This window comes from Aeromonas sobria (genome assembly GCF_006243315.1).
Classification (GTDB): Bacteria; Pseudomonadota; Gammaproteobacteria; order Enterobacterales; family Aeromonadaceae; genus Aeromonas; species Aeromonas sobria_A.
Genome location: NZ_NKWE01000044.1, coordinates 1 through 23,070, shown reverse-complemented (window position 1 = coordinate 23,070; position 23,070 = coordinate 1). Strand labels below are relative to the sequence as shown.

General features: G+C 56.9%; 22 protein-coding genes. 12 read left to right on the top strand and 10 right to left on the bottom strand.

The genetic code is table 11. From position 1 onward, the window contains the following. The first annotated feature begins 160 nt into the window (after positions 1-160). On the top strand, positions 161-451 hold the full coding sequence (locus CF137_RS14420; RefSeq protein WP_139719833.1) for a RepB family protein: 291 nt from the start codon (positions 161-163) through the stop codon (positions 449-451). A gap of 201 nt (positions 452-652) precedes the next feature. Here CF137_RS14420 and rsmF read toward each other — a convergent pair whose 3' ends face one another. The 4 genes from rsmF to CF137_RS14400 all read right to left on the bottom strand — a co-directional run bounded on the left by rsmF (position 653) and on the right by CF137_RS14400 (position 6,059). Beyond that, positions 653-2,083 carry a 16S rRNA (cytosine(1407)-C(5))-methyltransferase RsmF gene (gene rsmF / locus CF137_RS14415; RefSeq protein ID WP_139719830.1) on the bottom strand — a complete coding sequence of 477 codons (1,431 nt, stop codon included), beginning with the start codon at positions 2,081-2,083 and terminating at the stop codon, positions 653-655. Positions 2,084-2,238: 155 nt separating this feature from the next. Further along, the gene (locus CF137_RS14410; protein ID WP_139719828.1) at positions 2,239-4,791 is read right to left on the bottom strand and encodes an MlaD family protein; all 2,553 of its coding nucleotides are present in this window, start codon (positions 4,789-4,791) and stop codon (positions 2,239-2,241) included. Positions 4,792-4,846: 55 nt separating this feature from the next. Beyond that, on the bottom strand, positions 4,847-5,449 hold the full coding sequence (locus CF137_RS14405; protein ID WP_101317056.1) for a paraquat-inducible protein A: 603 nt from the start codon (positions 5,447-5,449) through the stop codon (positions 4,847-4,849). Beyond that, positions 5,433-6,059, bottom strand: a complete 627-nt coding sequence (locus CF137_RS14400) for a paraquat-inducible protein A (protein ID WP_139719826.1) — start codon at positions 6,057-6,059, stop codon at positions 5,433-5,435. The genes CF137_RS14405 and CF137_RS14400 overlap by 17 nt, the downstream gene beginning before the upstream one ends. A 147-nt stretch (positions 6,060-6,206) precedes the next feature. On the opposite strand from CF137_RS14400, the gene prpB reads away from it, so the two are divergent. Genes prpB through CF137_RS14385 form a run of 3 tightly spaced genes read left to right on the top strand, consistent with a single transcriptional unit; the run spans position 6,207 to position 9,688 of the window. Next, positions 6,207-7,094, top strand: coding sequence for a methylisocitrate lyase (gene prpB, locus CF137_RS14395; protein WP_139719911.1), 888 nt, complete (start codon positions 6,207-6,209; stop codon positions 7,092-7,094). 10 nt (positions 7,095-7,104) lie between these two features. Further along, the gene (prpC, locus tag CF137_RS14390; protein ID WP_139719824.1) at positions 7,105-8,232 is read left to right on the top strand and encodes a bifunctional 2-methylcitrate synthase/citrate synthase; all 1,128 of its coding nucleotides are present in this window, start codon (positions 7,105-7,107) and stop codon (positions 8,230-8,232) included. Between the two features lie 10 nt (positions 8,233-8,242). Continuing rightward, positions 8,243-9,688 carry a bifunctional 2-methylcitrate dehydratase/aconitate hydratase gene (locus CF137_RS14385; protein WP_139719822.1) on the top strand — a complete coding sequence of 482 codons (1,446 nt, stop codon included), beginning with the start codon at positions 8,243-8,245 and terminating at the stop codon, positions 9,686-9,688. Between the two features lie 100 nt (positions 9,689-9,788). On the opposite strand, the gene CF137_RS14380 is transcribed toward CF137_RS14385, so the two are convergent. Continuing rightward, entirely contained in the window at positions 9,789-10,517 is a 729-nt protein-coding gene (locus CF137_RS14380; RefSeq protein WP_139719820.1) for an FFLEELY motif protein, read from the bottom strand. Positions 10,518-10,780: 263 nt separating this feature from the next. Here CF137_RS14380 and CF137_RS14375 point away from each other — a divergent pair, with 263 nt between their 5' ends. Together CF137_RS14375 and CF137_RS14370 are read left to right on the top strand one after the other, a co-directional pair. Then, positions 10,781-11,116 (top strand): polyhydroxyalkanoic acid system family protein, encoded by a 336-nt coding sequence (locus CF137_RS14375; protein WP_162515635.1) that lies wholly within the window; start codon positions 10,781-10,783, stop codon positions 11,114-11,116. A 250-nt stretch (positions 11,117-11,366) separates the two neighbouring features. Further along, positions 11,367-12,797 carry a wax ester/triacylglycerol synthase family O-acyltransferase gene (locus tag CF137_RS14370; RefSeq protein ID WP_139719818.1) on the top strand — a complete coding sequence of 477 codons (1,431 nt, stop codon included), beginning with the start codon at positions 11,367-11,369 and terminating at the stop codon, positions 12,795-12,797. Positions 12,798-12,878: 81 nt separating this feature from the next. Here the strand turns inward: CF137_RS14370 and CF137_RS14365 are convergent, their stop codons facing one another. The 4 genes from CF137_RS14365 to CF137_RS14350 all read right to left on the bottom strand — a co-directional run bounded on the left by CF137_RS14365 (position 12,879) and on the right by CF137_RS14350 (position 16,187). Continuing rightward, on the bottom strand, positions 12,879-13,670 hold the full coding sequence (locus CF137_RS14365; RefSeq protein WP_139719816.1) for a tetratricopeptide repeat protein: 792 nt from the start codon (positions 13,668-13,670) through the stop codon (positions 12,879-12,881). Positions 13,671-13,695: 25 nt separating this feature from the next. Then, entirely contained in the window at positions 13,696-14,337 is a 642-nt protein-coding gene (locus CF137_RS14360; protein WP_139693244.1) for a TetR/AcrR family transcriptional regulator, read from the bottom strand. Between the two features lies 1 nt (position 14,338). After that, on the bottom strand, positions 14,339-15,526 hold the full coding sequence (locus tag CF137_RS14355) for a patatin-like phospholipase family protein (RefSeq protein WP_101317070.1): 1,188 nt from the start codon (positions 15,524-15,526) through the stop codon (positions 14,339-14,341). A gap of 82 nt (positions 15,527-15,608) precedes the next feature. Next, positions 15,609-16,187, bottom strand: coding sequence for a phasin family protein (locus CF137_RS14350; protein WP_042021952.1), 579 nt, complete (start codon positions 16,185-16,187; stop codon positions 15,609-15,611). A 251-nt stretch (positions 16,188-16,438) separates the two neighbouring features. Here CF137_RS14350 and CF137_RS14345 point away from each other — a divergent pair, with 251 nt between their 5' ends. Then, entirely contained in the window at positions 16,439-18,412 is a 1,974-nt protein-coding gene (locus CF137_RS14345) for an SDR family oxidoreductase (RefSeq protein WP_139719814.1), read from the top strand. 66 nt (positions 18,413-18,478) lie between these two features. Here the strand turns inward: CF137_RS14345 and CF137_RS14340 are convergent, their stop codons facing one another. Next, positions 18,479-19,354, bottom strand: a complete 876-nt coding sequence (locus CF137_RS14340) for an esterase/lipase family protein (protein ID WP_139719812.1) — start codon at positions 19,352-19,354, stop codon at positions 18,479-18,481. Positions 19,355-19,521: 167 nt separating this feature from the next. Here CF137_RS14340 and CF137_RS14335 point away from each other — a divergent pair, with 167 nt between their 5' ends. The 5 genes from CF137_RS14335 (at position 19,522) to CF137_RS14315 (ending at position 23,006) form a co-directional block, all read left to right on the top strand. After that, a complete protein-coding gene (locus CF137_RS14335; RefSeq protein ID WP_042023440.1) occupies positions 19,522-19,827 on the top strand; it encodes a YebG family protein in 306 nt (101 codons plus the stop codon). A 376-nt stretch (positions 19,828-20,203) separates the two neighbouring features. Continuing rightward, the gene (locus CF137_RS14330; protein WP_193556572.1) at positions 20,204-21,451 is read left to right on the top strand and encodes a tyrosine-type recombinase/integrase; all 1,248 of its coding nucleotides are present in this window, start codon (positions 20,204-20,206) and stop codon (positions 21,449-21,451) included. Between the two features lie 261 nt (positions 21,452-21,712). Then, complete coding sequence (locus CF137_RS14325) at positions 21,713-22,048, top strand: hypothetical protein (RefSeq protein WP_139693233.1); 336 nt, start codon at positions 21,713-21,715, stop codon at positions 22,046-22,048. 217 nt (positions 22,049-22,265) lie between these two features. Beyond that, entirely contained in the window at positions 22,266-22,478 is a 213-nt protein-coding gene (locus tag CF137_RS14320) for a DUF3892 domain-containing protein (protein WP_139719810.1), read from the top strand. Positions 22,479-22,649: 171 nt separating this feature from the next. Further along, positions 22,650-23,006, top strand: coding sequence for a YolD-like family protein (locus CF137_RS14315; protein ID WP_139719808.1), 357 nt, complete (start codon positions 22,650-22,652; stop codon positions 23,004-23,006). The last annotated feature ends 64 nt before the right edge of the window (positions 23,007-23,070 follow it).

The following is a 23,070-nucleotide window of genomic DNA, read 5'->3' as shown; positions in this document are numbered from 1 at the left end:
ATAACTGCGTCACCGCATTTTTTATGTTAAATGATATCTCGTTGATCTGATGATATATTTGCCACGCTGCCTAGCGTTCAAGAGGGAAGGGCACTCTGCCAATGGATAAACGCATTAAGTAAGAGATAACAAATCTGATAATGGAGCATTGCAAGGTCATATGAGCCATGAAATAGCAGTGAGTGACGCCGAAGAGGCAGTGCCACAAAATAATGCCGAGCGGCAGCGTCAGCATGTAAAGCGTAAACAGGAGACTCATACCCGATTGCAATGCTGGATCAGCAATCGCCACGCCGAGCGATTGGCTGATCTCGGTCTTCACCTCGAAGACAGTCAGGCATCGCTTATCGAACAGGCGATCGATCTGTTCTATCAACATGAGTTGGGCAGGGGCTCAGAGCTTGAAAACACAGTAGCCAATCTGGTGGAAGAGACTGTCGTAGAAGCCTAACGATGAAGCGTTGGCGGGACGATAAGAGATAAAAAGAGCCAGGTACGAATTCCTTGTACCTGGCATAGGGAAATTGGCTCCTTGCAGAGCCGTGCGCTAACTGGTGTTCGGATTGCCTTAAGCTTAGACAAGGCTCAAGGCTTTTCAAGATCCGAAGAGAAGTTCAACCTGAGTGTGGTTATTCCAGACTCGTTCCGCTGCTTACGCACCAAAGAGATTGTTGTCTCGCACCAGTTCTCGGGGGAGGGCATTCTTGACCCGGCTGCCCACCCATTTCCCCATGCCCAGGGTATGTCCCTGGTAACGGACGATCACCTCACCAGCGCCAGCGGCCTGCTCAGGCCAGACATCTCGTCCCATCATAAATTCACGGGCATTGGCGCTGTCGAGTTCGACAAATCCTTGACTGGCTTTATCACCATAAGCCAGTGCCCATTGATGGGTGAGTCGATAACCCTTCTTGAAGGTCTCGGCCAACTTGATACCGATGCGATCGAAACGCAGCTTACCCTGTACCTGTTCAAACAGATGGGGAAAGAGCCAGATCTCGTCATTGCGACCAAACAACTGCCCCTGCGGCATCACCCCGAAGTTGGCTGCAATCTCTTGCAACATGGAGTCAGCCTCTTTGGCCGGTAGGGGAGAGAAGGGGAATTTTCCCAGCTTGCCCGGTTTGAACATGGTATTGGGCACCGAGTGCTGCTTGCGTAATCTGGCGACGAAAAAGCCCTCACTGTCGAAGATCTGGGGCCAAACGTGCAGGTATCCTTCCGCTGTACAGGCCTGCTCCGCATGGGGGAACAGGTCCGCCAGTGAGTCAAACATCAGGGCATCGCCAAACTTGTCCAGCAGGGATTGGCAGACCGCCTGATTCTCCTGCTCACTCAAGGTGCAGGTGGAGTAGACCAGCACACCGCCCGGTTTCAAGGCATGAAAGGCGCTCTCCAGCAGCCCTTGCTGCACCGCAGCAATCTCGTCGATGCTCTCGATGCTCCAGTTGCGCAGGGCATCTTCATCTTTACGTACCGTCCCTTCGCCGGAGCAGGGGGCATCAAGCAGGATGGCGTCGAAGGTTTCCGGCAACCACTGGCCAAACACCTTGGCATCAAAGTGAGTCATGCCGACATTGGTCACACCGCAGCGCTGGATATTGGCACTGAGCACTTTCAACCTGCTGCTGGAAAACTCGTTGGCAACCAGCATGCCCTGATTGTTCATCAGCGCGGCGATCTGGGTGGTCTTGGAGCCGGGGGCGGCAGCGGCATCCAGCAACATGCCGTCCGCTTTGATCTTGTCGCTGGCAAAGAGCGCGGTCACCGGCAGCATGGAGCTCGCTTCCTGAATGTAGAAAAGTCCGCTCAGATGCTCGGCGGTGTTGCCGAGGGGAACCGTTTCATCGCTGCGGGTCAGCCAAAAGCCGGTGTCACACCAGGGCACGGGATCAAACTGCCAACCCTGTGGCTGCATTTGTGCCAAGAAGTCACACACAGTGATCTTGAGGGTATTGACCCGAATGCTGCGCCGTAGCGGTCGCCGACAACTGGCCACAAAATCATCCATAGACAGATGAGCCGGCATAATGGCCGCAATGTGGTGTAAAAAGTGATCGGGAAGGTAGGTGTTGTCGTGCACGGCGCCGTCTCGTTGACCGAAAAAGAGGGTCGATATCCTACCACAGGCCAAGCCATTCTCTTAATGGTGACCCTGGCTAAATAGAGCAGATGAAATAAAACGCCCGGCATGCAGGCCGGGCGTTTGTGGCAATCAACAGTGATTGAGGAAGAAGATCAGGGCAGGATGCGCGGGCTCCACTCCAGCCACGCTTTCTCGGCTTTGCTGTTGAGCGGATAACTGTGGCCGGTCTTAACGGTCGGGCCCATCTCCTGCTCCGGGGTATTGAAGGCGATGCCGCCCGCTAGCAGGCTCTGCACCGTCTCCACTTCGATGGTGCCGCCGGTCAGGCCAATATCCGCCTTCACTCCGGAGACGTTCCAGAACCGTGAGTTGGCTCGCACCAAATGGGCATACTCCTGCTCCACGCTCACCTCAATCAGCACCTCGCTGCCATCCCGTGCCAGCGCCACTTTGGTGACACTGCCCACCACCAGTTTGCGAAACAGCAGTGGGCTACCAACGCTAAGGCCGTTGACCGAAGGGCTCTTGAGGGTCAGGGCCAACCCAACCGGACCACTCTGGTTCAGGGGGAAGCGATCTTTGCCTGCCCCCTTGCCGGGTTGGGCTTCGACAAAGGCCCCTTTGATCAGGGTGTCGAGATGGGCCACACCACCCAGCCCCAGCTTGGCTTGCACCAGGGTGAAGCGGGCACCGGATTGTAAAAAACGCGCTGCGTAGTGGCCATCAAGCTCTGCCTTGAAGATCACTTGCCCCAAGGAGGGCTCCAGCTCGATCTGATCGATTTTGCCGATATCGACCCCGCGATAACGGATCGGGCTGCCAACTCCGAGGCCCGGGTTGCTCTCCGCCACCAGAGAGAGGGGGCGAACCTTGGCTCTGGCCTGCTCTTTATTATCAAACAGCTGATGGCTGCTACGGCCGGTACCCAACTGGTCGAATTCGATGGCACCGCGCAGCAAGGTGGCCAGATTACCGACTTTGACCTTGACGCCGTCAACTCCTACCCGGGTGTCGATGGCTGCTTTCTTCCAAAATTGCGGCTGCCGGGCGAGGAGGGGTGCGTAGACACCGTCAATTTCCAGCTCAATCTCGACCCCTTCTTTCGCGGCGCGCAGCTGTTTGACCTTGCCCGCTTCCAATCCCAGATAAAGCACGGGGGAGCCAATGCCGATACCATCGGCCTGATCTGCTTTGAGCAACCAGCGCTGGGGCTTGGCATCACGGGTCCCCAGCAGTGCCAGCTCCTGATCCGGGTAGAGCCGATTGATCCGCTCGCCACTACTGGCTTGTACCAGCTTGATCCCACCACCGAGCCAGGCACTGGCAGGGCTGGTTTCCACTTTGATGCCACTCAGATCGGCATCGATCTGCAGCGGTGCAGCCCGATAAAAACGGGCTCGGTTGAGCAGATAACCATAGTTCGGCGTCATCACCAGTTCGACACTGGCATTACCGCGCGCATCCAGGGTGAGCTGGCTGATCCGGCCCACCTCTAATCCCTTGTACCAGACCGGCGCATCCTGATTGAGCCCGGCCAGATCCTCGGCCTGCAGCGTCACCTTGGTGCCAGTCTGGGGAGCGCGATCGGTCAGCGTCATCTTGCGCGCCGGTTTGCCCGCCACATAGTCAAGGCGAATGGCAGGGCCAGAGAGCAGGCGATCCGCATGTTGCACACCGGTCGGGGAGAGGGAGACGCTCTCCCACACCAGCTGGCTCTTGTCGGTAATGCGATAAGCCTGCTCCGGATTGATCAGCGCCGTCACCATGCGCCCCTTGTCGGTCAGACCAATAGGGTCAATGCGGCCAATCTCGATCCCTTCATAGAGGATCGGCATCCCCTCCTTGATGGGCAGATCACCGGCCACTATGTCGATGCGCTCACCACGGGCCGCTTCCGCCAGCCCTTTATAGAGGGTAAACATTTGCCCCTTCTCTGGCTCTGGCGAGGCTTTAGGCGAGTCAAAGGCGATGCCGCCGCTCAGGATGGAGGTGAGGCTACCCGCTTCCACGTTCACCCCGGCCAGACTGAAGGAGCCCTTGAAGCCGCTAATATTCCAGAAGCGGGTATCGGCTTTGATCAGATGTTCGAAACGAGGCTCGATCACCAGATCCAGAATGACATTCTGGTTGTCCTGGCCAAGGCGGGTATTGATGACGCTGCCCACTTCTATGCCACGGAAGTAGAGTTTGGCGCCGATCCCCACCGAGCCCAACGAGTCAGCGGTCAGGTGCAGCATCCGCCCCTGAGCCTGATAGCCGGGGGGAGGCCCCTCCAGTGCATCGAAGGTCTCCTCCAACGGATTGTTGTCACGCCCGGGTTGCAGATTGATGTAGTTACCGGAGACCAGGGTATCGAGTCCGGAGATCTCGGTCAGCGATGCTTTGGGGCTCACCAGCCAGAAGGCTGACCCTTTGCGGATCAGTGGCCGGGCCCGGCTGTCTATCTTGGCCATCACCGCAATCTTGCGGCCATCTTCAGCAAGATCCATCTCTTGTACGACACCGATGGCCACCCCCTGATAACGGATCTGGGTTTTGCCCGGTAAAATACCGTTACCCTGGGCGAAGTTGACCTGAATAAGTTGGCCACGACTCAACACCTGCTGATAGAGAAAGCCCCCCGCCAGCAGCAGGGCTATCAGGGGGAGCAACCAGACTGGCGATAACCAGCGGCGCTTTTCAATGACGGGTTCAGCCCCGATCATACCGACTCCTTATTGGCTGGATTAAACAGCACATAATTCAGAAACAGAGAACTTATCAACGGGCTGCCTTATCCCACAGTAAACGGGGATCGAGCATGCGGGCTGACATCATGGTCAGCACCACCACACCGGCAAAGGCAGTGGCACCGGGGCCAGCCCGGACACTCAGCATGACGCCGCGATCGACCAGCGCCACCATCAGTGAAATCACAAACAAGTCCAGCATCGACCAGCGGCCGATAAAGTCGATCACCCGATACATCAAAAGCTGGCGCTTGCGTCGCACCGGCTTGGCCCGCTGCAACTGCCAGCAGATCCAGCCCAGCCCCACTATTTTGCCCACCGGCACCAGTATACTGGCGGTGAGGACTATGGTGGCAATCCCGCTCATCTTGCTGCGATAGAGCATCATGATACCGCTGAAAATGGTATCTGACTGCAGCAACCCCTTGTTGTAGAAGTGGGTAATGGGCAGCAAGTTGGCCGGTAGCAGCATAAAGGTGGCGAGTGCCAGCAAGCCCCACGACCAGGCGAGGGAGCGGGGAATACGCACCTGAAGCTTGCTGTTGCAACGGGGGCAGCGGGCCCCAGTTTGATAACGAACCAGCAAGCCGCAGTCGTGGCAGCGGCACAGCCCCATCTCACGGGCGCTGGTCATCTGCTGCCTCCTTGAGGGGGATCCGTGCCCAGTAGGGCGCCGGGTCAAACAGGATCAGCAGGGTCATATTAAGCAACATCAAAATACCCAGACTCAGCAATCCGCCACCAAGCTGGACATCCGCGATATCGATCAGTTTGAACAGGGCGACCAGCAGGCTGACGATATAGACCTCCAGCATGGCCCAGTGGCGAAACACTTCTACCAGCTTCAAGGTTGGCGCCAGGATCTGCCAGCGTTTGGCCAGCCCCGATGCCAGTGCAAAGATACCGGCCAGCAGCCCGACGGGTGCCAGCACGGCGCACCAGAGCACCAGACCGGCCACCCACCACTCGCCCTCGCCAAACAGCACCAGGATCCCGCGCAGCAGATCAGCATCGGAGCTCACCCCGCCTAATCGCAAATAGATCAGTGGTTCAAAAAAAGCGGAGGGCAGCAACAGCAAGCCGGTGATGGTCAATGCCATCAACTGGGAGGGACGAAAAGCATAACGGCCATAGAGATGCTGGTGACAGCGTGGACAGTGGGCATGGCGACGCAGCGGCAGAGCCTTGCGCTGGATCAGCAAGTCGCACGCCGGACAGACAATCACGGAACTGGGCTCCATCATGCAATTCAACCTGTTGAAAGAATCGGTGAAATTTACCCTAAAACCGTTTCGCTGTCTTGCCTGCACCCTGAATGGGACGAAAGTATGATTGACGTTAACGTAAACGTGATATTAGATAGCCACACTAGACAGGTGAAAGGAGTCATGATGTCCAGTTTGTCCCCCTCGGCAGGCCTGCGCTTTCGCACCGCCCTTGCCAATGAAGCTCCCCTGCAGATCGTCGGTACCATCAATGCCTATATGGCGCTAATGGCCGAGAGCAGTGGTTTTCAAGCCCTCTACCTCTCCGGCGCCGGGGTGGCCAACGCCTCCTACGGCTTGCCGGATCTTGGCATGACCTCCCTCAATGACGTGCTGATCGATGCTGAGCGGATCACCGCGGCCACCCGAGTGCCGCTACTGGTCGATATCGATACCGGTTGGGGCGGGGCATTCAATATCGCCCGCACCATTCGCGCGTTCGAGCGGGCAGGTGTTGCTGCCGTTCATATGGAAGATCAGGTGGCCCAGAAGCGTTGCGGTCATCGCCCCAACAAGGCTGTGGTCACGCTGGAGGAGATGTGCGATCGCATCAAGGCGGCGGTGGATGCCCGCGAGAATAGCGAGTTTGTCATCATGGCGCGCACCGATGCGCTGGCGGTGGAGGGGCTAGGTTCTGCCCTTGAACGTGCCGCCGCCTATGTGGCTGCCGGCGCTGACATGATCTTCGCCGAGGCGGTGACCGAGCTTGCCCAGTACGACCAGTTCAAGCAGGCGGCCGGGGTGCCGATCCTCGCCAATATGACCGAATTTGGCAAAACCGAGCTGTTTGACAAAGAGCAGCTCGCCGCCCACGGGGTCGACATGGTGCTTTACCCGTTAAGCGCCAACCGCGCCGCCAATCAGGCAGCCCTCAACGTCTATCACCATATTCGCCAGGATGGCCATCAGCGCGCCGTCGTGGAGACCATGCAGACCCGGGAGTCGCTCTACGACTTTCTCGGATATCACCACTACGAGCAGACACTGGATCGTCTGTTCACATCCAGGGATTAGGAGGCAGCGTATGGGACAACAAAAACCGTTGGGCGGGGCAGGTCTGCGCGGGCAGAGTGCGGGGGAGACCAGCATCTGCACCGTGGGCAAGAGCGGCACCGGTCTTACCTATCGTGGCTACGACATCAAGGAGCTGGCCGATAGCGCCCAGTTCGAGGAGGTCGCCTATCTACTGCTCAAGGGGGAGTTGCCCGGTGAGCAGCAGCTTGACGCCTACAAGCGCGAACTGCGTCGCCTGCGCGCCTTGCCCCTGCCGCTGCTGGAGGTATTGGAGCGTATCCCCGCCAATGCCCATCCCATGGATGTGCTGCGCACCGGCTGCTCCATGCTCGGCGATCTGGAGCCGGAAGATGGTTTCGAGCACGAGCATGAAGTGGCGGATCGGCTGCTGGCTGCCTTCCCGGGCATCCTGATCTATTGGTACAAATTCAGCCATGAAGGGGTACGCATCGCCCTCGATACCGATGAAGAGTGTATCGGCGGCCATTTCCTCGCGCTGCTGCACCAGAAGGCGCCGAGCGAGCTGGAGCGTCGGGTGATGCATGTCTCCCTCATCCTCTACGCCGAGCATGAGTTCAATGCCTCCACCTTTGCGGCGCGGGTCTGCGCCTCGACCCTCTCCGACATGTTCTCCTGCATCACCGCCGCCATCGGTACTTTGCGCGGCCCGCTGCACGGCGGCGCCAACGAGGCGGCCATGGCGATGATCGAGCCCTGGCAGGATGAAGCGCAGGCAAGGCGCGAATTGCTGGCGAGACTGGTGGCCAAGGATAAAGTGATGGGCTTTGGCCATGCCATCTACCGCACTTCAGATCCGCGCAACGTCATCATCAAGGAGTGGTCGGCCAAACTCGCCGCAGCGGTGGGGGATGATCGCCTCTATCGCGTCTCCTGCGAGGCGGAGAAGGTGATGTGGGAAGAGAAAGAGCTCTTTCCCAACGCCGACTTCTTCCACGCCAGCGCCTATCACTACATGGGGATCCCGACCAAGCTGTTCACCCCCATCTTCGTCTGCTCACGGGTTACCGGCTGGTGTGCCCACGTGATGGAGCAGCGCGAGCACAACCGGATCATCCGCCCGAGCGCCGATTATGTCGGCCCGGCCCCCCGTCATTTTGTCTCCCTACAACAACGATAAGGAAATCACGATGTCCGCCAACGTCGACGTCAACCACAGACCCGAGCCCGATCAGGTGCTGGTCGATATTGCCGATTATGTCTGCAACCACCTCATCACCAGCGAGGCGGCCCTCGACACCGCCCGCTACTGCCTGATGGACACGCTAGGCTGCGGCCTCTTGGCCCTGCGCTTCCCCGAGTGCACCAAGCACCTTGGCCCCATAGTCCCCGGCACCGTCGTGCCCCATGGTGCAAGGGTACCCGGTACCCAGCTCTGTCTCGATCCGGTCAAGGCGGCCTGGGATATCGGCGCCATCATCCGCTGGCTCGATTACAACGACACCTGGCTGGCTGCCGAGTGGGGCCATCCTTCCGACAATATGGGGGGTATTCTGGCCACCGCCGACTGGCTCTCCCGTACCCGCGTCGCTGAAGGCAAGGCGCCGCTCACCATGAGCGATGTGCTGGTGGCCATGGTCAAAGCCCACGAGATTCAGGGGGTGTTGGCGCTGGAGAACTCCTTCAACCGGGTCGGTCTCGATCACGTGGTGCTGGTCAAGGTTGCCAGCACCGCCGTGGTGGCTCATATGCTGGGGGGAACCCGCGATCAGGTGATCGATGCCGTTTCCCAGGCTTGGGTCGATGGCCAGAGCCTGCGTACCTACCGTCATGCCCCCAATGCGGGTTCCCGCAAGAGCTGGGCGGCGGGGGATGCCACCTCCCGTGCGGTGCGCCTCGCCCTTATCACCATGAGCGGTGAGATGGGCTATCCCGGCGTGCTGAGCGCGCCAAAATGGGGTTTCTACGACGTGCTGTTCAAGGGCAACCAGTTTGCCCTGCATCAGGGCTACGGCAGCTATGTGATGGAGAACGTGCTGTTCAAGATCGCCTATCCCGCCGAGTTCCACGCCCAGACCGCCGTGGAGTGCGCCATGAAGCTGCACGGTCAGCTGAAGGGGCGGCTGGACGAGATCGACCGCATCGAGCTCACCACCCATGAGTCGGCCATTCGCATCATCAGCAAGGTGGGGGCCCTCAACAACCCCGCCGACAGAGATCACTGCCTGCAGTACATGGTGGCGGTGCCGCTGATCTTCGGTCGCCTTGTCGCCGAGGATTATGAGGATGACGTGGCTGCCGATCCCCGCATCGATGGGCTGCGCAGCAAGATGGTGGTGCAGGAGGAGAAACGCTACAGCCGTGAATATCTGGAGGCGGACAAGCGCTCCATTGCCAACGCCATCCAGATCTTCTTCAAGGACGGCACTCACACTCCTAAGGTGGAGGTGGAGTACCCGGTCGGCCATCGCCGTCGTCGGGAGGAGGGGATCCCGCTGCTGGTGGAAAAATTCCAGCACAATCTGGCGACCCGCTTCCCGGCGAAACGGGTCAGCAATATCCTCGCCCTCTGTCAGGACGGGCCGCGCCTTGCCGCCACCCCGGTACACGCCTTTATGGATCTGCTGGTGATCTGACCGAACTCATATTGACCAACATATCGGCAAAAAGTGATAAACGAACAGCGGGCCCATCGGCCCGCTTTGTTATTCTGGCGGTTTATCCCTCACCGCAACACTACGCCAGCACACTGCTGTCGCCGTTAAAGAGCGCCGTCATGATCGCCGTCTCGCGACTGGCGATGGTCTCGAGAAACTCGTTGGCACGCCCCATCTGATGGCAGACCCGATAACCCCGCTCGACAAAGGAGAACAGCTCACCAAGCCCAGCCAAATGAGCCGGGCCAGAGACCAGCTTGAGGGTCGCACCCAGCAGCGGTTTTCTCGCCAGCCTGTCCAGCGTCATGCCAAGTTCATTCACCAGGGTGATCTGCTGTTCGCGACGCGCCTGCTCGCCCACGGCGCGATAGGCAATGACGTAGTGTTCGGCACTGATAGGATTGATACCCCCAATGCGGCGCAATGCCACCACCATCAGATAATCCAGCTCCTCGGAGAGGGCATCAAGTTCGATCGCCTGCGCCAGCACCTTGAGACCGGACTCCGGCAACAATCGCTCGGCGGTCGGCATCACCCGCATCACGTCCGCATCGCGGCGAGCGCAATCGCCAGGGCCATAGAGATCGGTCAGGAAAAACGCGGCGGCGGGGCCATAGCGGTCACTCTCCAGCAGATCACTATGGGTACGCCCCAACCTGTCGGCCTGCCACTGGCGCAACCGGTCCCGATCCTGTTGATCTTCAGGATGGGTTCGCATCTGTTCGCGCAAGGCGGCAACCCGCTTGAGCTGGCGATAGAGCCGTCCCAGGGTCGTTGCATCATCGTGGACGTGGTCTTGATGGGTCATGTAATGCTCTCTGGCCTGTGGCCCATGGAATGGCAAGATGATTGGGGCATATGTATACAACCAGATGAAAAATAAACGACTTTTGTTGCCCGCTTAGGGACAAGTGTAACCCCATGAGAAGCTGGAATAAATGCTGTGGCCTACTCGCCAGTTCGATTGCCCTCGACTCTGTTAAGTGAGTCCCATTTATGGGAACACCCCTTTCACTTGTGCTGAACATGTGTTTAATATCAATAAATATCTTATGGCCCAGAGTATTCACCATGTTTCTATATGACTCACTCGCTGGTAACAGCGGACTCTCCACCATTCAGGTCAACCGTCAACATCCTCTGGGTCTTGCCGCCGCACGCCTTGCCGCAGAAGCCATCGCTCAGGATATGAGCGAAAGCTACCAGCTCGATTGTGAATGGGCAGATGAAGAGGAGACCGAATTGCGGTTTCGTGGCTCAGGGGTTCATGGTTCCCTGATGCTGGACGAGAACACCTTGCGACTTGAAGTACATCTCGGCTTGATGCTGCTACCGGTGCGTAGTGTGCTGGAGCAAGAGATCCTCGATTATGTCAGCAACCGGCTACCTTGCCCTAATCGTGCGTAAAACCATCAGGGGTACACCTGAAATAGCCGGATCTGCAGGCAAGTCAGCCTGGTAATATATCCGTTTGCTTGCCTTGTGTGGTTATTAAATAGGCGATTGATGAACGGGGTATTTTATTATCGGTCATTCTATTTTCATATTTCGAGTCGGTCGTTGCTGCTGTTATGTTCACTCCCTGAAGGCCCTCACCGAATATGAGTGGCATCTGTGATTGGCCGCCTCGCTAAATTCATGTTGTAGGGAAACAACCATGCCACTAAGTGAATTTATCTCCTGCGTTGACACTGCTTGGTTACGCATGGACAGACCTAATAATCTGATGCAGATTATTGGCGTCTTGATGTTCGAAGGCCAACTGGATGAGCCGCGCCTGCGGGACGGATTGCGCCATACCATGTCGGTACAGCCTCGCTTTCAGCAACGCGCTATTCTCGAAGGGGGATCCTACTACTGGCGCCATGACCCTGACTTCGATCTCGACCAACATCTCAAACGGGTGATCCTGCCGGGCAAAGCGGGCAAGCTTGAACTGGAAAAGCTGGTGGCCGATCTCGCTTCCACCCCCCTTAACCACCAGCGCCCCTTATGGGACATGCATCTTACTGATACCTCCCTCGGCGGGCAGGCGCTGGTGGTGCGGATCCACCATGCCATGGGCGACGGTTTCTCGCTGGTGCGGGCCATTCTGACCATGATGGATAACACCCCGCAAGGTTCGCCACGCCCCCAACTATCAGCGCAGCGGGATGAGTCCACGCCAGAAGAGGATGAGATGCCACACGGGGGCAGCAGGTTAGTGCGGGCCGGTCTCAAGTTGACCGGCAACCTCTGGTCCAGATATGTCGATGTGGTTACTCATCCCACCAAGGCCATGGACTACCTCAAGATCGGACGAGATGTCGCCAGCGAGCTGTGCCACATTGCCACCCTCAATGATGACTCCCCATGCCGCTTGCGGGGCAAAACCGCCAGCACCAAGCGGGTGGCCTGGTCAGAACAGATTGCGTTGCCAGACATCAAAGCCGTGGGCAAGGTGCTGGGTTGCTCGGTCAACGATCTGTTGATCGCCGCCACCGCCGGTGCGTTTCGCCACTACTTGCAGGAGAAGGGGGATGACGCTGACCTGGTAGAGATCCGTGCGCTGGTGCCAGTCAATATGCGGGCACCAGACGATGATGGCGCCCTTGGCAATCGGTTCGGGCTGGTGGCACTGGATCTGCCGCTCGATATTGAACATCCATTGCAACGCCTCTATGCCGTGCGTGACCGCATGTTGGCACTGCGCACCTCGTTACAGCCTATCGTCGTGCTCAATCTGCTGCAGGTGCTGGGGATGGCGCCAAAGGCGGTACAACAACAAGCCGTCGAGCTGCTCTCGGCCAAAGCCAGTTCGGTGATCACCAATGTGCCCGGCCCGCAGCAGACACTCTATCTGGCCGGGGCGCGATTGCGCCAACCGCTATTCTGGGTGCCACAAGCCGGGGATATCGGCGTGGGGGTCTCCATACTCTCTTACGACCATACCGTACAGTTGGGTCTGATCACCGACAAGAAGCTGGTGCCAGATCCCGACCAGGTGGTGGCGCGTTTTGCGATAGAGTTTGAACAACTGCTGTTACTGGCGTTGATGGAGCCAGCACTGCACTGTGACCCGCGCGAGCTCGATGCACTACTGGGTTGACCCACCGCAGATTCATTTCCTGCCATAACGAAAGAGGCCAACCTGCAGGTTGGCCTCACTCTTTAGCGGCAGATGAAGGGATCACTCATCCTCAAGCTCATCACACGCGGCAGCCACATCGAGGCGCTCCATCGCATCCACCGGCTGGCACTCGGCCGCTTCGGCATAGAGCGCCTCAGCGGCTTTCAGGCGACTCTTGCCGTGCAGCATCACTTGGGCATTGGCGTACTCCATACGGGCAATGGCAGAATCGGGGATCAACGCCAACGCGACCTTGAAGTGGCGCTCTGACTCCTCTTTTTTGGCGCCATAAGTAATGCCGCCAATCATGGCACCCAGTTTGTCGACTATCTCGGCGTGCCAGGCACCGAAGGCGATATGGGCTTCGACATGATCCGGCTCCAGCGCCAGCGCCTTTTCCAGACTGCTCTTGATCTTGTCGCCAATCCCTTGTGACAGCGCTTTGGTGATAGAGATCACCTGACTGTAGCGGCCCAGTGCCAGGGCGTGGAAATACCAGGCGTTGGCGTTGTCGGGCTGGCGTTTTTGCAGCTGCTCGGCGTGATTGGCGGCCCGCTCGAAGGCGGCGCGCTTGGCGTACTTGTCATCCAACAGGTAACTGGCATGGATCACCAGCGCCTTGTTTGCCACGTTGAGCCCTTCGTCACCAGCAGCTTCACCCAGCGCCACCGCTTGGGCAAAATCCCCGGCGTGATAGGCACGCCAGGCATCCTGTACCTGTTCATCCTCAGGCCAGGGTTCGGCATCCCCCTGATGGAGGCGCTCCCAGTGATCAGCCAGCTTCTGGCCGGCATAGTCATAAGCCGCATCCGCATAGGGGAAGGGGACAAATTCGAGTTGTGAAGTAGTCATGCTGGTTCTCCCTGTAGCATGTGAATCAAACCTTATCGGTATAGTGGTGGGCGAGGGCGCCCAGATGAGCACGGGCATCGGCCCGCAAATAGGGTGCGACCAGCTGCATCACCTGAAAGACGCCGAGGGCGATATCGGCGTCCGCCTTGGGGTGCAGTGCCCGCTGGTAAGAGATCCAGAATGTGCCCACCAGCGCCACATTGGCCGCCAGTGAACGCATCTGTTGTGCCGACCCGTCCATCAGCCCGGCCGTTTGCAAATGCTGGCAGATGGCCGCAGCCGTGTGCTCCTTGCGACGCAGCAGAGCGGAAAAGCGCTGCTCCACCAGATGGTAGCCATTCATCAGAGTCGAGATATCGTAATAGAAGAAACGGTACTGCCAGATGGCTTCAAACATCAGGTGCAGGAAGAGCCAGATATCTTCCGCTTCATCGGTGGGGGTACTGACTGCATCCAGCAGGCGAGCCATCTGCTGTTCGAACTCAGCGAACAGCGCATTGACGATCTCCTCCTTGTTATGAAAGTGGTAATAGAGATTGCCCTGGCTTATCTCCATCTCGGCGGCAATGGCCGAGGTGGTGACGGTTGGTTCCCCTTGTCGGTTGAAGCAGGCGAGGGCAGTGGTCAGGATCCGCTCCCGGGTACGGCGTTTGGGCTTGCGATCCATGCTACTCCTTGACTAATGAACGACGCACGCCGTGGCGATAACGCTTGGCAAGCCAGTGTTGCAACTGTTCCAGTGACTTGTCCAGCGCGGCGACCGAACTGCTACTGGGGGTCAGCAAGGTGCGTTCTTTATCTTCCAGTGCCGCCAGATTGAGCTCTAGGCCATGCTTGGCCAGCACGGGTGCCAGTACCTCGCGTCGCGCCCAGAGGTCACTGCGCGTGCGCTGGAATGCGTGCTCGCAGAGACGGCGACGATCCCGATAACTGAACACATTGGTAAAAAACATCTCGCTATCGGCACCCGAGGGTTCAAACAGCAGTGCATCGGCAGCGGGGTATTCATGACGGTAACGATCCATTCCCACATGCATGCGGGAGTGGATCATGGCACGAAAGGTCTGGGCCAGCACCACCGGCAGCCCGCTGTCCACCAGATTGGTAGGATCTCCGGGGAGCATGCTGGCATCAAAAGGCACCAGTGGATTGATGCAAAAGACCAGATCTGCCCCCTCCTGCAGTGCGACCGAGGCGTGCAGGGTCTTGATCAGCGCCCCGTCCACATAGTAGCGACCGTTGATCAATGAGGGGGGAAAGAGGCCAGGCAGGGCAGCCGAAGCCTGTACTGCCGCAGAGATGGGCACATCATCCAGCCCCGGGCTGCCAAAGGCCACCGCATGGCCGGTATTGAGCTCAGTGGCGACGACGAACAGACGGCCAGCGAGCTGGCGAAAATCATTGCTGCGGCCCGGCCGAGAAAAAAACTGGGTCAGGATCCGATCCACCCCACGGTTGTCAAACAACCCGGTCGGGATCGCCTTGGAGAGCCCCTGCAGCGACTCGAACAGCCGATGCTTCCAGGGAGCAGAGAGGTAATGGCCAAGGCTCTGCCAGGCCAGCGGCGGTATGGTGCTCAGCCGGTCGGCATATTCGCCAAAAGCAGGTCGCAGCAAGGTGGCAGGATCGAATATCTCACCGGAGTCATCACTGAGCAGGATCCGCACCAGCTTGTCGGCTGAAATGCCATTGGCCAGTGCCGACGCCACCACGGCCCCCGAACTGACCCCCACGTAGATGTCAGCATGTTCAAGACGCAACCCCTTGATGCTGTCTGAGAGGGCGGCACAGGCACCTATCTCGTAGATGCCGCCCAGCGGGCCGCCTCCGGCCAGGGCAATTGCGATCGTACTCATAGTGCCACCTCGCTATAAATGGAAAAACCGGCCCAGCTAAGGGCATGGGCCGGTATCAATCACCATCTGGCAGGATCAGAGATCAGGGGAGAACGCTTTCCGCTTTCGCTTTCACCTCTTTGACGGCATCCTCGGCGGCAGAGAGCAGATCCGCAGCCTGTTCGACCACCGCCTCTTTAGCCTGGGCGACCGGTGCCTTCTTTACCGGTGCCTTTCTGACGGCAGGTTTCTTGGCTGCGGCCGGTTTTGCTTCGGTGGCCGCGGCAGGGGCCGCATCGTCCTCGGCATCCAGCAACTGCTGTACCACCTCGGTCAATTCCGCCATGCGCTTGGAAAGTTTGTCGATATCTTTGCGGGTCGGGATGCCAAGACTGGCAACCGCACGCGCTACGCGCTCTTCGAATACCTGCTCGAGGCGGCCCCAGGTCCCGGCAGTTTTGTCGGTCACTGCGGCAATTTTCTCGTCAGCGCTCTGACGGGTTTTGGCCTGCAAGGCTTCCCCTTCTTGCACCAGCGCTTCAAAAATTTTGCCACCCTCTTCCTGCGCTTTGGCATAGGCGCCCAAGCCAGCCAACCAGATCTGCTGGGTGGACTCCTTGATGGTGGAGGTGAGTTGGTTGTCGGTCACCGAACTTGCCAGTGCTTTGAGTTTTTTAGCCATGATGATCTTCTCCTTGAATAACGATGGTTAACCGTAATGGCGACAACGACAACGTACAGTCCGGTTGTGGCATTACTGATTTTTCAATTTCAGTCTAGGGACAAAAAATAGAGGGTTCTACCTAATAACGAAACAGTAAATTAACTGAACTTAGGGATAGCTCACGAACTGGTTATTGAATTGCAGATTTCCATATGAATCGTGATATATCTAACGGTAAGTAATAGCCAAATCAGTAGCGGAACGATGACATGAACTATTTCATTACAGGTGGTAGTGGTTTTATAGGCCACAGATTGATTAAAAAAATACTGGATGCGTCACTCGACAACAAAGTCTATTTTTTGATGCGTTCATCCCATCAAGAAAAACTGACTGACCTGTTTGCCTTCTGGCAAGTCGATGAACAACGAGCCATCCCGGTATTTGGTGACATCACGCTACCGCTGTTGGGCATATCGACCGAGCAGCTGGCGCAGCTCAGTGGCCATATCGATCACTTTTTCCATCTGGCTGCCATTTATGATCTCAATGCCAAAGAGGGGATCCAGCAGCAGGTCAACGTCGAGGGAACCCGCCAGGCGGTACAACTTGCCGATCGCCTGGGCGCCGGGCACTTCCACCACTGCAGCTCCATCGCCGCAGCAGGGCTGTTCGACGGCCTGTTTCGGGAAGACATGTTCGAGGAGGCCGAGCACCTCGACCTGCCCTATTTCCAGACCAAACACGAATCAGAAGGGATTGTGCGCAACGAATGCACCATTCCCTGGCGGATCTACCGCCCCGGCATCGTGGTCGGCGACTCCAATACTGGCGAGATGGACAAGATAGACGGCCCCTATTACTTCTTTAAAACCATCCAGAAGTTGCGCCGTCTGTTGCCGCCCTGGATGCCTGCCATCGGGGTGGAGGGGGGCCGCATCAATATCGTACCGGTCAACTTCGTGGTAGACGCCATGGTCTACATCGCCCACCAGCAAGGGGAGGAGCGCAAAACATTTCACCTGACGGATCCCAACCCGATGCGGGTCGGTGACATGCTGAGCACCTTTGCCCGCGCGGCCCACGCGCCCGAACCCGCCATTCGCATTAATGCCTCTTTGTTTAACTTCATCCCCCGTCATCTGAGCGCCATGCTGATGACCATGGCACCGATACGCCGGATCCGCGATGCCGCGATTGCCGATCTGGGACTGCCCAAAGATATGTTCCGCCTCATCAGCTATCCCACCCGTTTCGATAGTCGCGAAACCCAGCGGGTATTGAAAGGCTCTGGCATTGAGGTCCCTCCCCTGCACAGCTATGCCTGGCGTTTGTGGGATTACTGGGAGCGTCATCTCGACCCTGAACTCTTTATCGATCGCTCCCTGCGCGGGCGGGTCGAAGGCAAGGTGGTATTAGTCACTGGTGCCACCTCGGGGATTGGTCGCGCCACTGCACGCAAGTTGGCAGGGGCGGGAGCGACCGTGGTGACCATTGCCCGCGATGAGCTAAAAATTGCCGAAACCCGCGCTGAATTTGCCGAGTTGGGCCTCACCATCGAGGTCTATCAGGGGGATCTTGCCGATCTGGCCGAAGGGGAGGCGATTACCAGGCAAATTGTCGAGGATCACGGTGGGGTCGATATTCTGATCAACAATGCCGGTCGTTCCATTCGTCGCTCCATTGAAGACTCTTTCGAGCGTTTCCACGATCTGGAGCGCACCATGCAACTGAACTACTTCGGCGCGCTCAAGGTGATCATGGGCGTGCTGCCCACCATGATTGAGAAGAAAAAAGGCCACATCATCAACATCTCCTCCATCGGGGTGTTGACCAATGCGCCGCGCTTCTCTGCTTATGTCGCCTCCAAGTCTGCCCTCGATGCCTGGGTGCGCACCGCCGCGTCAGAGTTTGCCGACAGAGGGGTTAGCTTTTCCATCATCAATATGCCACTGGTGAAAACGCCGATGGTCGCGCCCACCAAAGAATATGACCAAGTACCGATGATGACACCGGAAGAGGCCGCCGATCTGGTGTGCGATACAATCATCAACAAGCATGTTCGATTGGCGACGCGCCTTGGGGTATTCGGTCAGGTGATCCATGCGCTGGCACCCCGTGTTGCCCAGGTGATCATGAACACCAGTTTTCGCACGTTTTCCGACCCGAAAGATGGGGATAAATCCAAAGCGGCCGCCGATAAGATTGCCGTATCTACCTTGATCAAGGGGATCCATTTCTAACCGGTTAGCCATTCATCCACAAAAAGGGGGCCTGAATCATCAGGCCCCCTTTTTTATATCTGGCTCTCAGGGGCGGGCCAGCAGCCGTAACAACAGGTCGGTGGTACGGCGCGAATAGAGCAGCGAGAGATGGCCAATGGCAGGTAACTCAAGATCTTCCATACCTGCCAGCCGTTGCCGCTCTTGGGGCATCACCACATTGTCATGACTGGTGCGCACCGAGATGCCGGGTACGCAAAGAGGCACCGAGGAAAAACGCTGCAGCCAGCCAGAGCCCGGCTCCATTTCGCGGGCATTGGCTCCCAGCCCAAGTGCGGCAAGCTGGCTTCCCTGATGGGGGGTCGCCAAGGTAATAAGGCGCGCGACCTTGTCACCGCGATGAACCGCAAGATAGTCGCGACAGACCAGCCCGCCCATGCTGTGACCGACCAGCACCAATTTGTCAGCCCCGGTTTGCGCCAACACATCGTCAATCCGGGTGGCCAGCAGCGGCACCATCTCATCGATATGACCAAACGGTGGCATCAGGGTAATGGTGGCCACCACATGGCCAGCCGCTTCAAGCCTGGCACGCTGGGTGCGCCAGATCCCCCTGCTGCAGCCATAACCGTGCACCAGCAACACCGGCCGCTGACAGGCTGGCAACCGATCAGATGCCATCAACAGCGGTTCAAAAGGGAGTAACCAGGTAAAGGTGTAGAGGTAGGCGAGCATCTCTTGCGCCATCATCTTCACTCTCGCCCAAGTGCCGATGGCCGGGGAGGGGTAGAAGCGGGTAAACAGCCAGCTGCCCAGCACCACCAGACAGCGCAACGCCAGCAGGGCGAACACCACCATCAGCAGGGTAAGTGGCCAAGAGAGGTTCATAACAAGATGGGCGATGCTCCCCAGAAGCAGCACCTCCACCATCAGTAAAATAAACAGGTGTCGTACGATAGTCATGGGGCAATGATCCGACCAGTCAGACATGGATGTCAAATGGCACTTTCCGATATTTTGAGCTCACCCGCGTTTATCCATGGTATCCACAGGCCATGTTCGATGCGTGGATTTGCAATACTGTATATCCATACATATACTCTATTCACCATTACCAAGAGGAGGCCATCATGGCTGTCGAGATCAAATATGTGGTTGTTCGTGGGGGAGTAGAGAAGATGACCTTTGCCAGCAAAAAAGAGGCCGATGCCTACGACAAGCTGCTGGATACCGCCGATGAACTGATGACCCTGCTCGCCGGTGCCCCGATTGAACTGGCACCAGAGCAGCAAGAAAGTCTGGCGTTCTATCTGGCGGAACAACGTGACGTGCTACAAACCCTGCTGCGCGGCGGCAAGGTGCAAGCAGCCAGTCCAGAAGAAGAGCAGACGCCGGCAGCAAAGCGCAAAGAGAAACCGCTCAAACAGGTCGCCTGATTGCACAGGCCTGCTACTTCTCGGGATGAATAGCTCAAACCATTCAATTAATTTGCATTTAAAATCATTTTTACGGCTATTTACCCCGAGAAATTTTTAACAACGGTGCATATACAGTGCATAACTGAATAGTGCGCAGTGACTAGCCATCTCAGCCGAGCCAACGAGCAAACAACTGCGAGATAGTCGGCCAGCCCGCGGAGACCTGAATCAGCAACAGCAACCGCAAGGGACAGTACAGACACCAACAGAAGCCGCATTCATGCATCACGGCGTAGGCCCTTTTCTCGGGTCTCGGCTCACAGACCCACACCAATTCACATCATCACCAACAAGCAACACCATGACTCAACACGCTTTATCCTTGCCGCCAGCCATGCCGCTGTTTGATAGCCTGATCTATCTCGAGGCTGGCAACCCGCAAGTCAATCAGTACCTGGCCAACCTCAGCCTCAATGACGTGCCCGATGCCGGTCTGGTCTACGAATTAACGGTCGACTGGCTGCTCGAGCAGCGCCATAGCGAAAATAACTACAAAACCTATCGCAGTGAGCTGACCACCTTTTTGCACTGGTGCTTTTGCGAGGCCGCCATCAACCCCAAAGATCTCACTCGCCGCATCATGATGCGCTATCTCGACTACTGTCAGTCCCCGCCAGAGTCGCTGATCGCCTATCGCAACGTGGCGCAGTTCATCCTCGACAAGGAGTGGGGGGAGCGATTACCCAATCCGCAGTGGCGCCCGTTTCTGGGCAAACGGGAACTGGGGCGAGCCTTGCCCTATCGCCTAAGTGAACAGGCCATGAAGACCAAACTCGCCATTTTGTCCGCCTTCTTCCAGTTCCTGATCCAGGAGGAGTACATGGACAGAAACCCCGCCTTGTTGCTACAGCGAGTCAAGCGGCCACAACAGCAAGAGGCCGATGATCAAGTTCAATGCTTCAGCGAGTTACAGTGGTCCTACGTGCTCCAGGCGGCCGACACCCTGGCCCGCGAACATCCCGAGCAGCACGAACGCAGCCGCTTTCTCACCATCCTGATGTATGCCTGTTATCTACGGATCTCGGAGGTCGCGGCCAGGCCAGGTTTCACTCCGGTGATGGGGCAGTTTCGCCGGGATCGCAAAACCGGCGTCTGGGGCTACTTCATTCCACAAAGCAAAGGGGGAAAGCGGCGTACCGTGGCGGTCTCCCAAGCGCTGCTGGCGGCGCTTGAACGCTATCGTTGCTTCCTCGGCCTTGCCCCTTTGCCGACACCGGATGAACAGACACCACTGTTCGTTCGCCACAAAGCGGCAGCCCATGGCCGTGAACAGGGCGAACTCAATGCCAATCTGGGCATTCGTCAGTTACGAGACCTGATCATGATGATCATTGGCAAGGGTGCAGATCTGGCAGAGCGGGATGGATTTACCCAGGATGGGGCTGAAATGCGGCAGCTATCTCCCCACGCCATTCGCCATACCGGGATCACCCACGATATCAATCTGCATGGGCGACCACTCTCGCACGTACAAGCCGATGCCGGACATGACAGCATCGACACCACCTCTAAATATCTGCACACCAGTAACAGCGAACGGCATGAGAGTGCCCAACAAAAACCGCTCGACCGGCTGGGATAGCAGTGAGAGATAACAACATTGGGCCATGTAAAGTTGTGAGTCTTCATCCTGTTGTTTGCTGTCTATTTTTAAAACAACAAGCGATTCATTAAGGTCTCATTCAAGCGAGCGCTGCTATTTTGTACTTCTCTGGGATGGCAAGCGGTTCAGGGAATAACGAGGCGGTAAGGAACGAGTGCATTGCCATCAGCAGGATAAACATCCATCCCGCAGCAGAGAAAACAAACAATTAAATAGCTTGCTGAAAAATCGAGAAACCCTATGCCGCTAGATATCATCAAAAAAACCTACAAGCTGGTCGGACAAACCGATCTGATAGCGCAATTTACCCTGATCCCCTCGGGCACCTTGAATATCTGGTTTCCTGAAACCGGATTGCAAATGGAAGCGCCCTACAATCAGCTTCGCTTTGAAAATGACACCCTGCTTTATACCAATGGCATGCACTACAGCCAGGCGAGGGCATTCTGGTCATTGACGCTCAAGGGTAGCGATATGAGTGAACTGAAAAAACTGATCATCGAGATCTGTACTCAGTCCCGCCCATTGCACCACCCGACCCCCATGCCAAAACGAAAACGGTGGTTGGCAGCCTGATTACATTGATCACATTCAACAAAGACCTGCATCGCAAGATGCAGGTCTTTCATTTCGTGGTTGTACCATCAACGCCGATACAAATCGGTTTTTCAGGGCCAGCCACAGGGGAGGGGTGTTATCTCTTGCAAAGTGGTTTTTTGTCAGTAATGGCTTGGTTTGCAAGCAATAGTCCCAATATCCGTATGGAGCATGGTGTTCAAAGAGGGGAATGCTTATGGCAAAGGATATTCGTGGTAACAAGGATGGGAAGAACGGCGAAAACCAAACTTACACAATTCCTGGGCGAGGGACAGTTCCTCGTAAAAAGCTAATTGAAGAGGTACGCGAAGGAAAACATCCTGACTTTCATATTTATGAGCGCAATGGGGCCAAGTACGTGAGAGCTGATCCAGATAGCACTGAGCAGAACAACGTTGATAAGGACTAGGATGGTGATGCCGATAAAGCTAGTTATCGGCATCAATGTTCAAGAGGCCTATGTGGCCTCTTGTTAGAGTCGGATGTATAGAACAGAGAAGCGCATCGCGTTCGCTACTCTGATCTTCTGGTGCGGCAAACCCTTGCCCACAAACCAACATTAGCTAACAAGGATGCCGCCATGGAAACGTGTTACACCAACAAGGATGGGGACAAGCTGACATTTTACTTTTCAGAGAAGCTTGAAGCTAACCAGTTCAACCTAGTTTATAACAACCGAGTCACAACATCTGGTTATCGTCGAGATTCAGAGACTAAGGATATAAGACTCTCTGGCAAATTCTTCGTTTTGACATTACAAGATGAGCCATCAGCGGCTGAGCTCAATCAGGCTTTGCAAAGTGCCATCAAGAACCAGCAACCTGTTGAAATCACAGTGTTCCGTAATCATGAAGAAGCCCACAAATTGTATGTTGTTGTGAAGGAATCGGAACCAAAGCAGGCTAATGGATACCGCCTGAACGTTGTGGCTGCCTGAAGAACAACCATTAAGGGGCCTCCGGCCCCTTTGTTCTATCCACAAGCATGACTGCGCATAATGT

Excerpts from the sequence above, each read along its gene's own strand:
- CF137_RS14380 (WP_139719820.1), bottom strand. The coding sequence starts at position 10,517 with ATGACCCATCAAGACCACGTCCACGATGATGCAACGACCCTGGGACGG.
- CF137_RS14400 (WP_139719826.1), bottom strand. The coding sequence starts at position 6,059 with ATGATGGAGCCCAGTTCCGTGATTGTCTGTCCGGCGTGCGACTTGCTG.
- CF137_RS14350 (WP_042021952.1), bottom strand. The coding sequence starts at position 16,187 with ATGGCTAAAAAACTCAAAGCACTGGCAAGTTCGGTGACCGACAACCAA.
- CF137_RS14355 (WP_101317070.1), bottom strand. The coding sequence starts at position 15,526 with ATGAGTACGATCGCAATTGCCCTGGCCGGAGGCGGCCCGCTGGGCGGC.
- CF137_RS14410 (WP_139719828.1), bottom strand. The coding sequence starts at position 4,791 with ATGATCGGGGCTGAACCCGTCATTGAAAAGCGCCGCTGGTTATCGCCA.
- CF137_RS14340 (WP_139719812.1), bottom strand. The coding sequence starts at position 19,354 with ATGACTATCGTACGACACCTGTTTATTTTACTGATGGTGGAGGTGCTG.
- CF137_RS14360 (WP_139693244.1), bottom strand. The coding sequence starts at position 14,337 with ATGGATCGCAAGCCCAAACGCCGTACCCGGGAGCGGATCCTGACCACT.
- CF137_RS14370 (WP_139719818.1), top strand. The coding sequence starts at position 11,367 with ATGCCACTAAGTGAATTTATCTCCTGCGTTGACACTGCTTGGTTACGC.
- CF137_RS14405 (WP_101317056.1), bottom strand. The coding sequence starts at position 5,449 with ATGACCAGCGCCCGTGAGATGGGGCTGTGCCGCTGCCACGACTGCGGC.
- CF137_RS14365 (WP_139719816.1), bottom strand. The coding sequence starts at position 13,670 with ATGACTACTTCACAACTCGAATTTGTCCCCTTCCCCTATGCGGATGCG.
- CF137_RS14375 (WP_162515635.1), top strand. The coding sequence starts at position 10,781 with ATGTTTCTATATGACTCACTCGCTGGTAACAGCGGACTCTCCACCATT.
- CF137_RS14335 (WP_042023440.1), top strand. The coding sequence starts at position 19,522 with ATGGCTGTCGAGATCAAATATGTGGTTGTTCGTGGGGGAGTAGAGAAG.
- CF137_RS14420 (WP_139719833.1), top strand. The coding sequence starts at position 161 with ATGAGCCATGAAATAGCAGTGAGTGACGCCGAAGAGGCAGTGCCACAA.
- CF137_RS14330 (WP_193556572.1), top strand. The coding sequence starts at position 20,204 with ATGCCGCTGTTTGATAGCCTGATCTATCTCGAGGCTGGCAACCCGCAA.
- CF137_RS14385 (WP_139719822.1), top strand. The coding sequence starts at position 8,243 with ATGTCCGCCAACGTCGACGTCAACCACAGACCCGAGCCCGATCAGGTG.
- CF137_RS14325 (WP_139693233.1), top strand. The coding sequence starts at position 21,713 with ATGCCGCTAGATATCATCAAAAAAACCTACAAGCTGGTCGGACAAACC.
- CF137_RS14315 (WP_139719808.1), top strand. The coding sequence starts at position 22,650 with ATGGAAACGTGTTACACCAACAAGGATGGGGACAAGCTGACATTTTAC.
- CF137_RS14345 (WP_139719814.1), top strand. The coding sequence starts at position 16,439 with ATGAACTATTTCATTACAGGTGGTAGTGGTTTTATAGGCCACAGATTG.
- prpC (WP_139719824.1), top strand. The coding sequence starts at position 7,105 with ATGGGACAACAAAAACCGTTGGGCGGGGCAGGTCTGCGCGGGCAGAGT.
- prpB (WP_139719911.1), top strand. The coding sequence starts at position 6,207 with ATGTCCAGTTTGTCCCCCTCGGCAGGCCTGCGCTTTCGCACCGCCCTT.
- CF137_RS14320 (WP_139719810.1), top strand. The coding sequence starts at position 22,266 with ATGGCAAAGGATATTCGTGGTAACAAGGATGGGAAGAACGGCGAAAAC.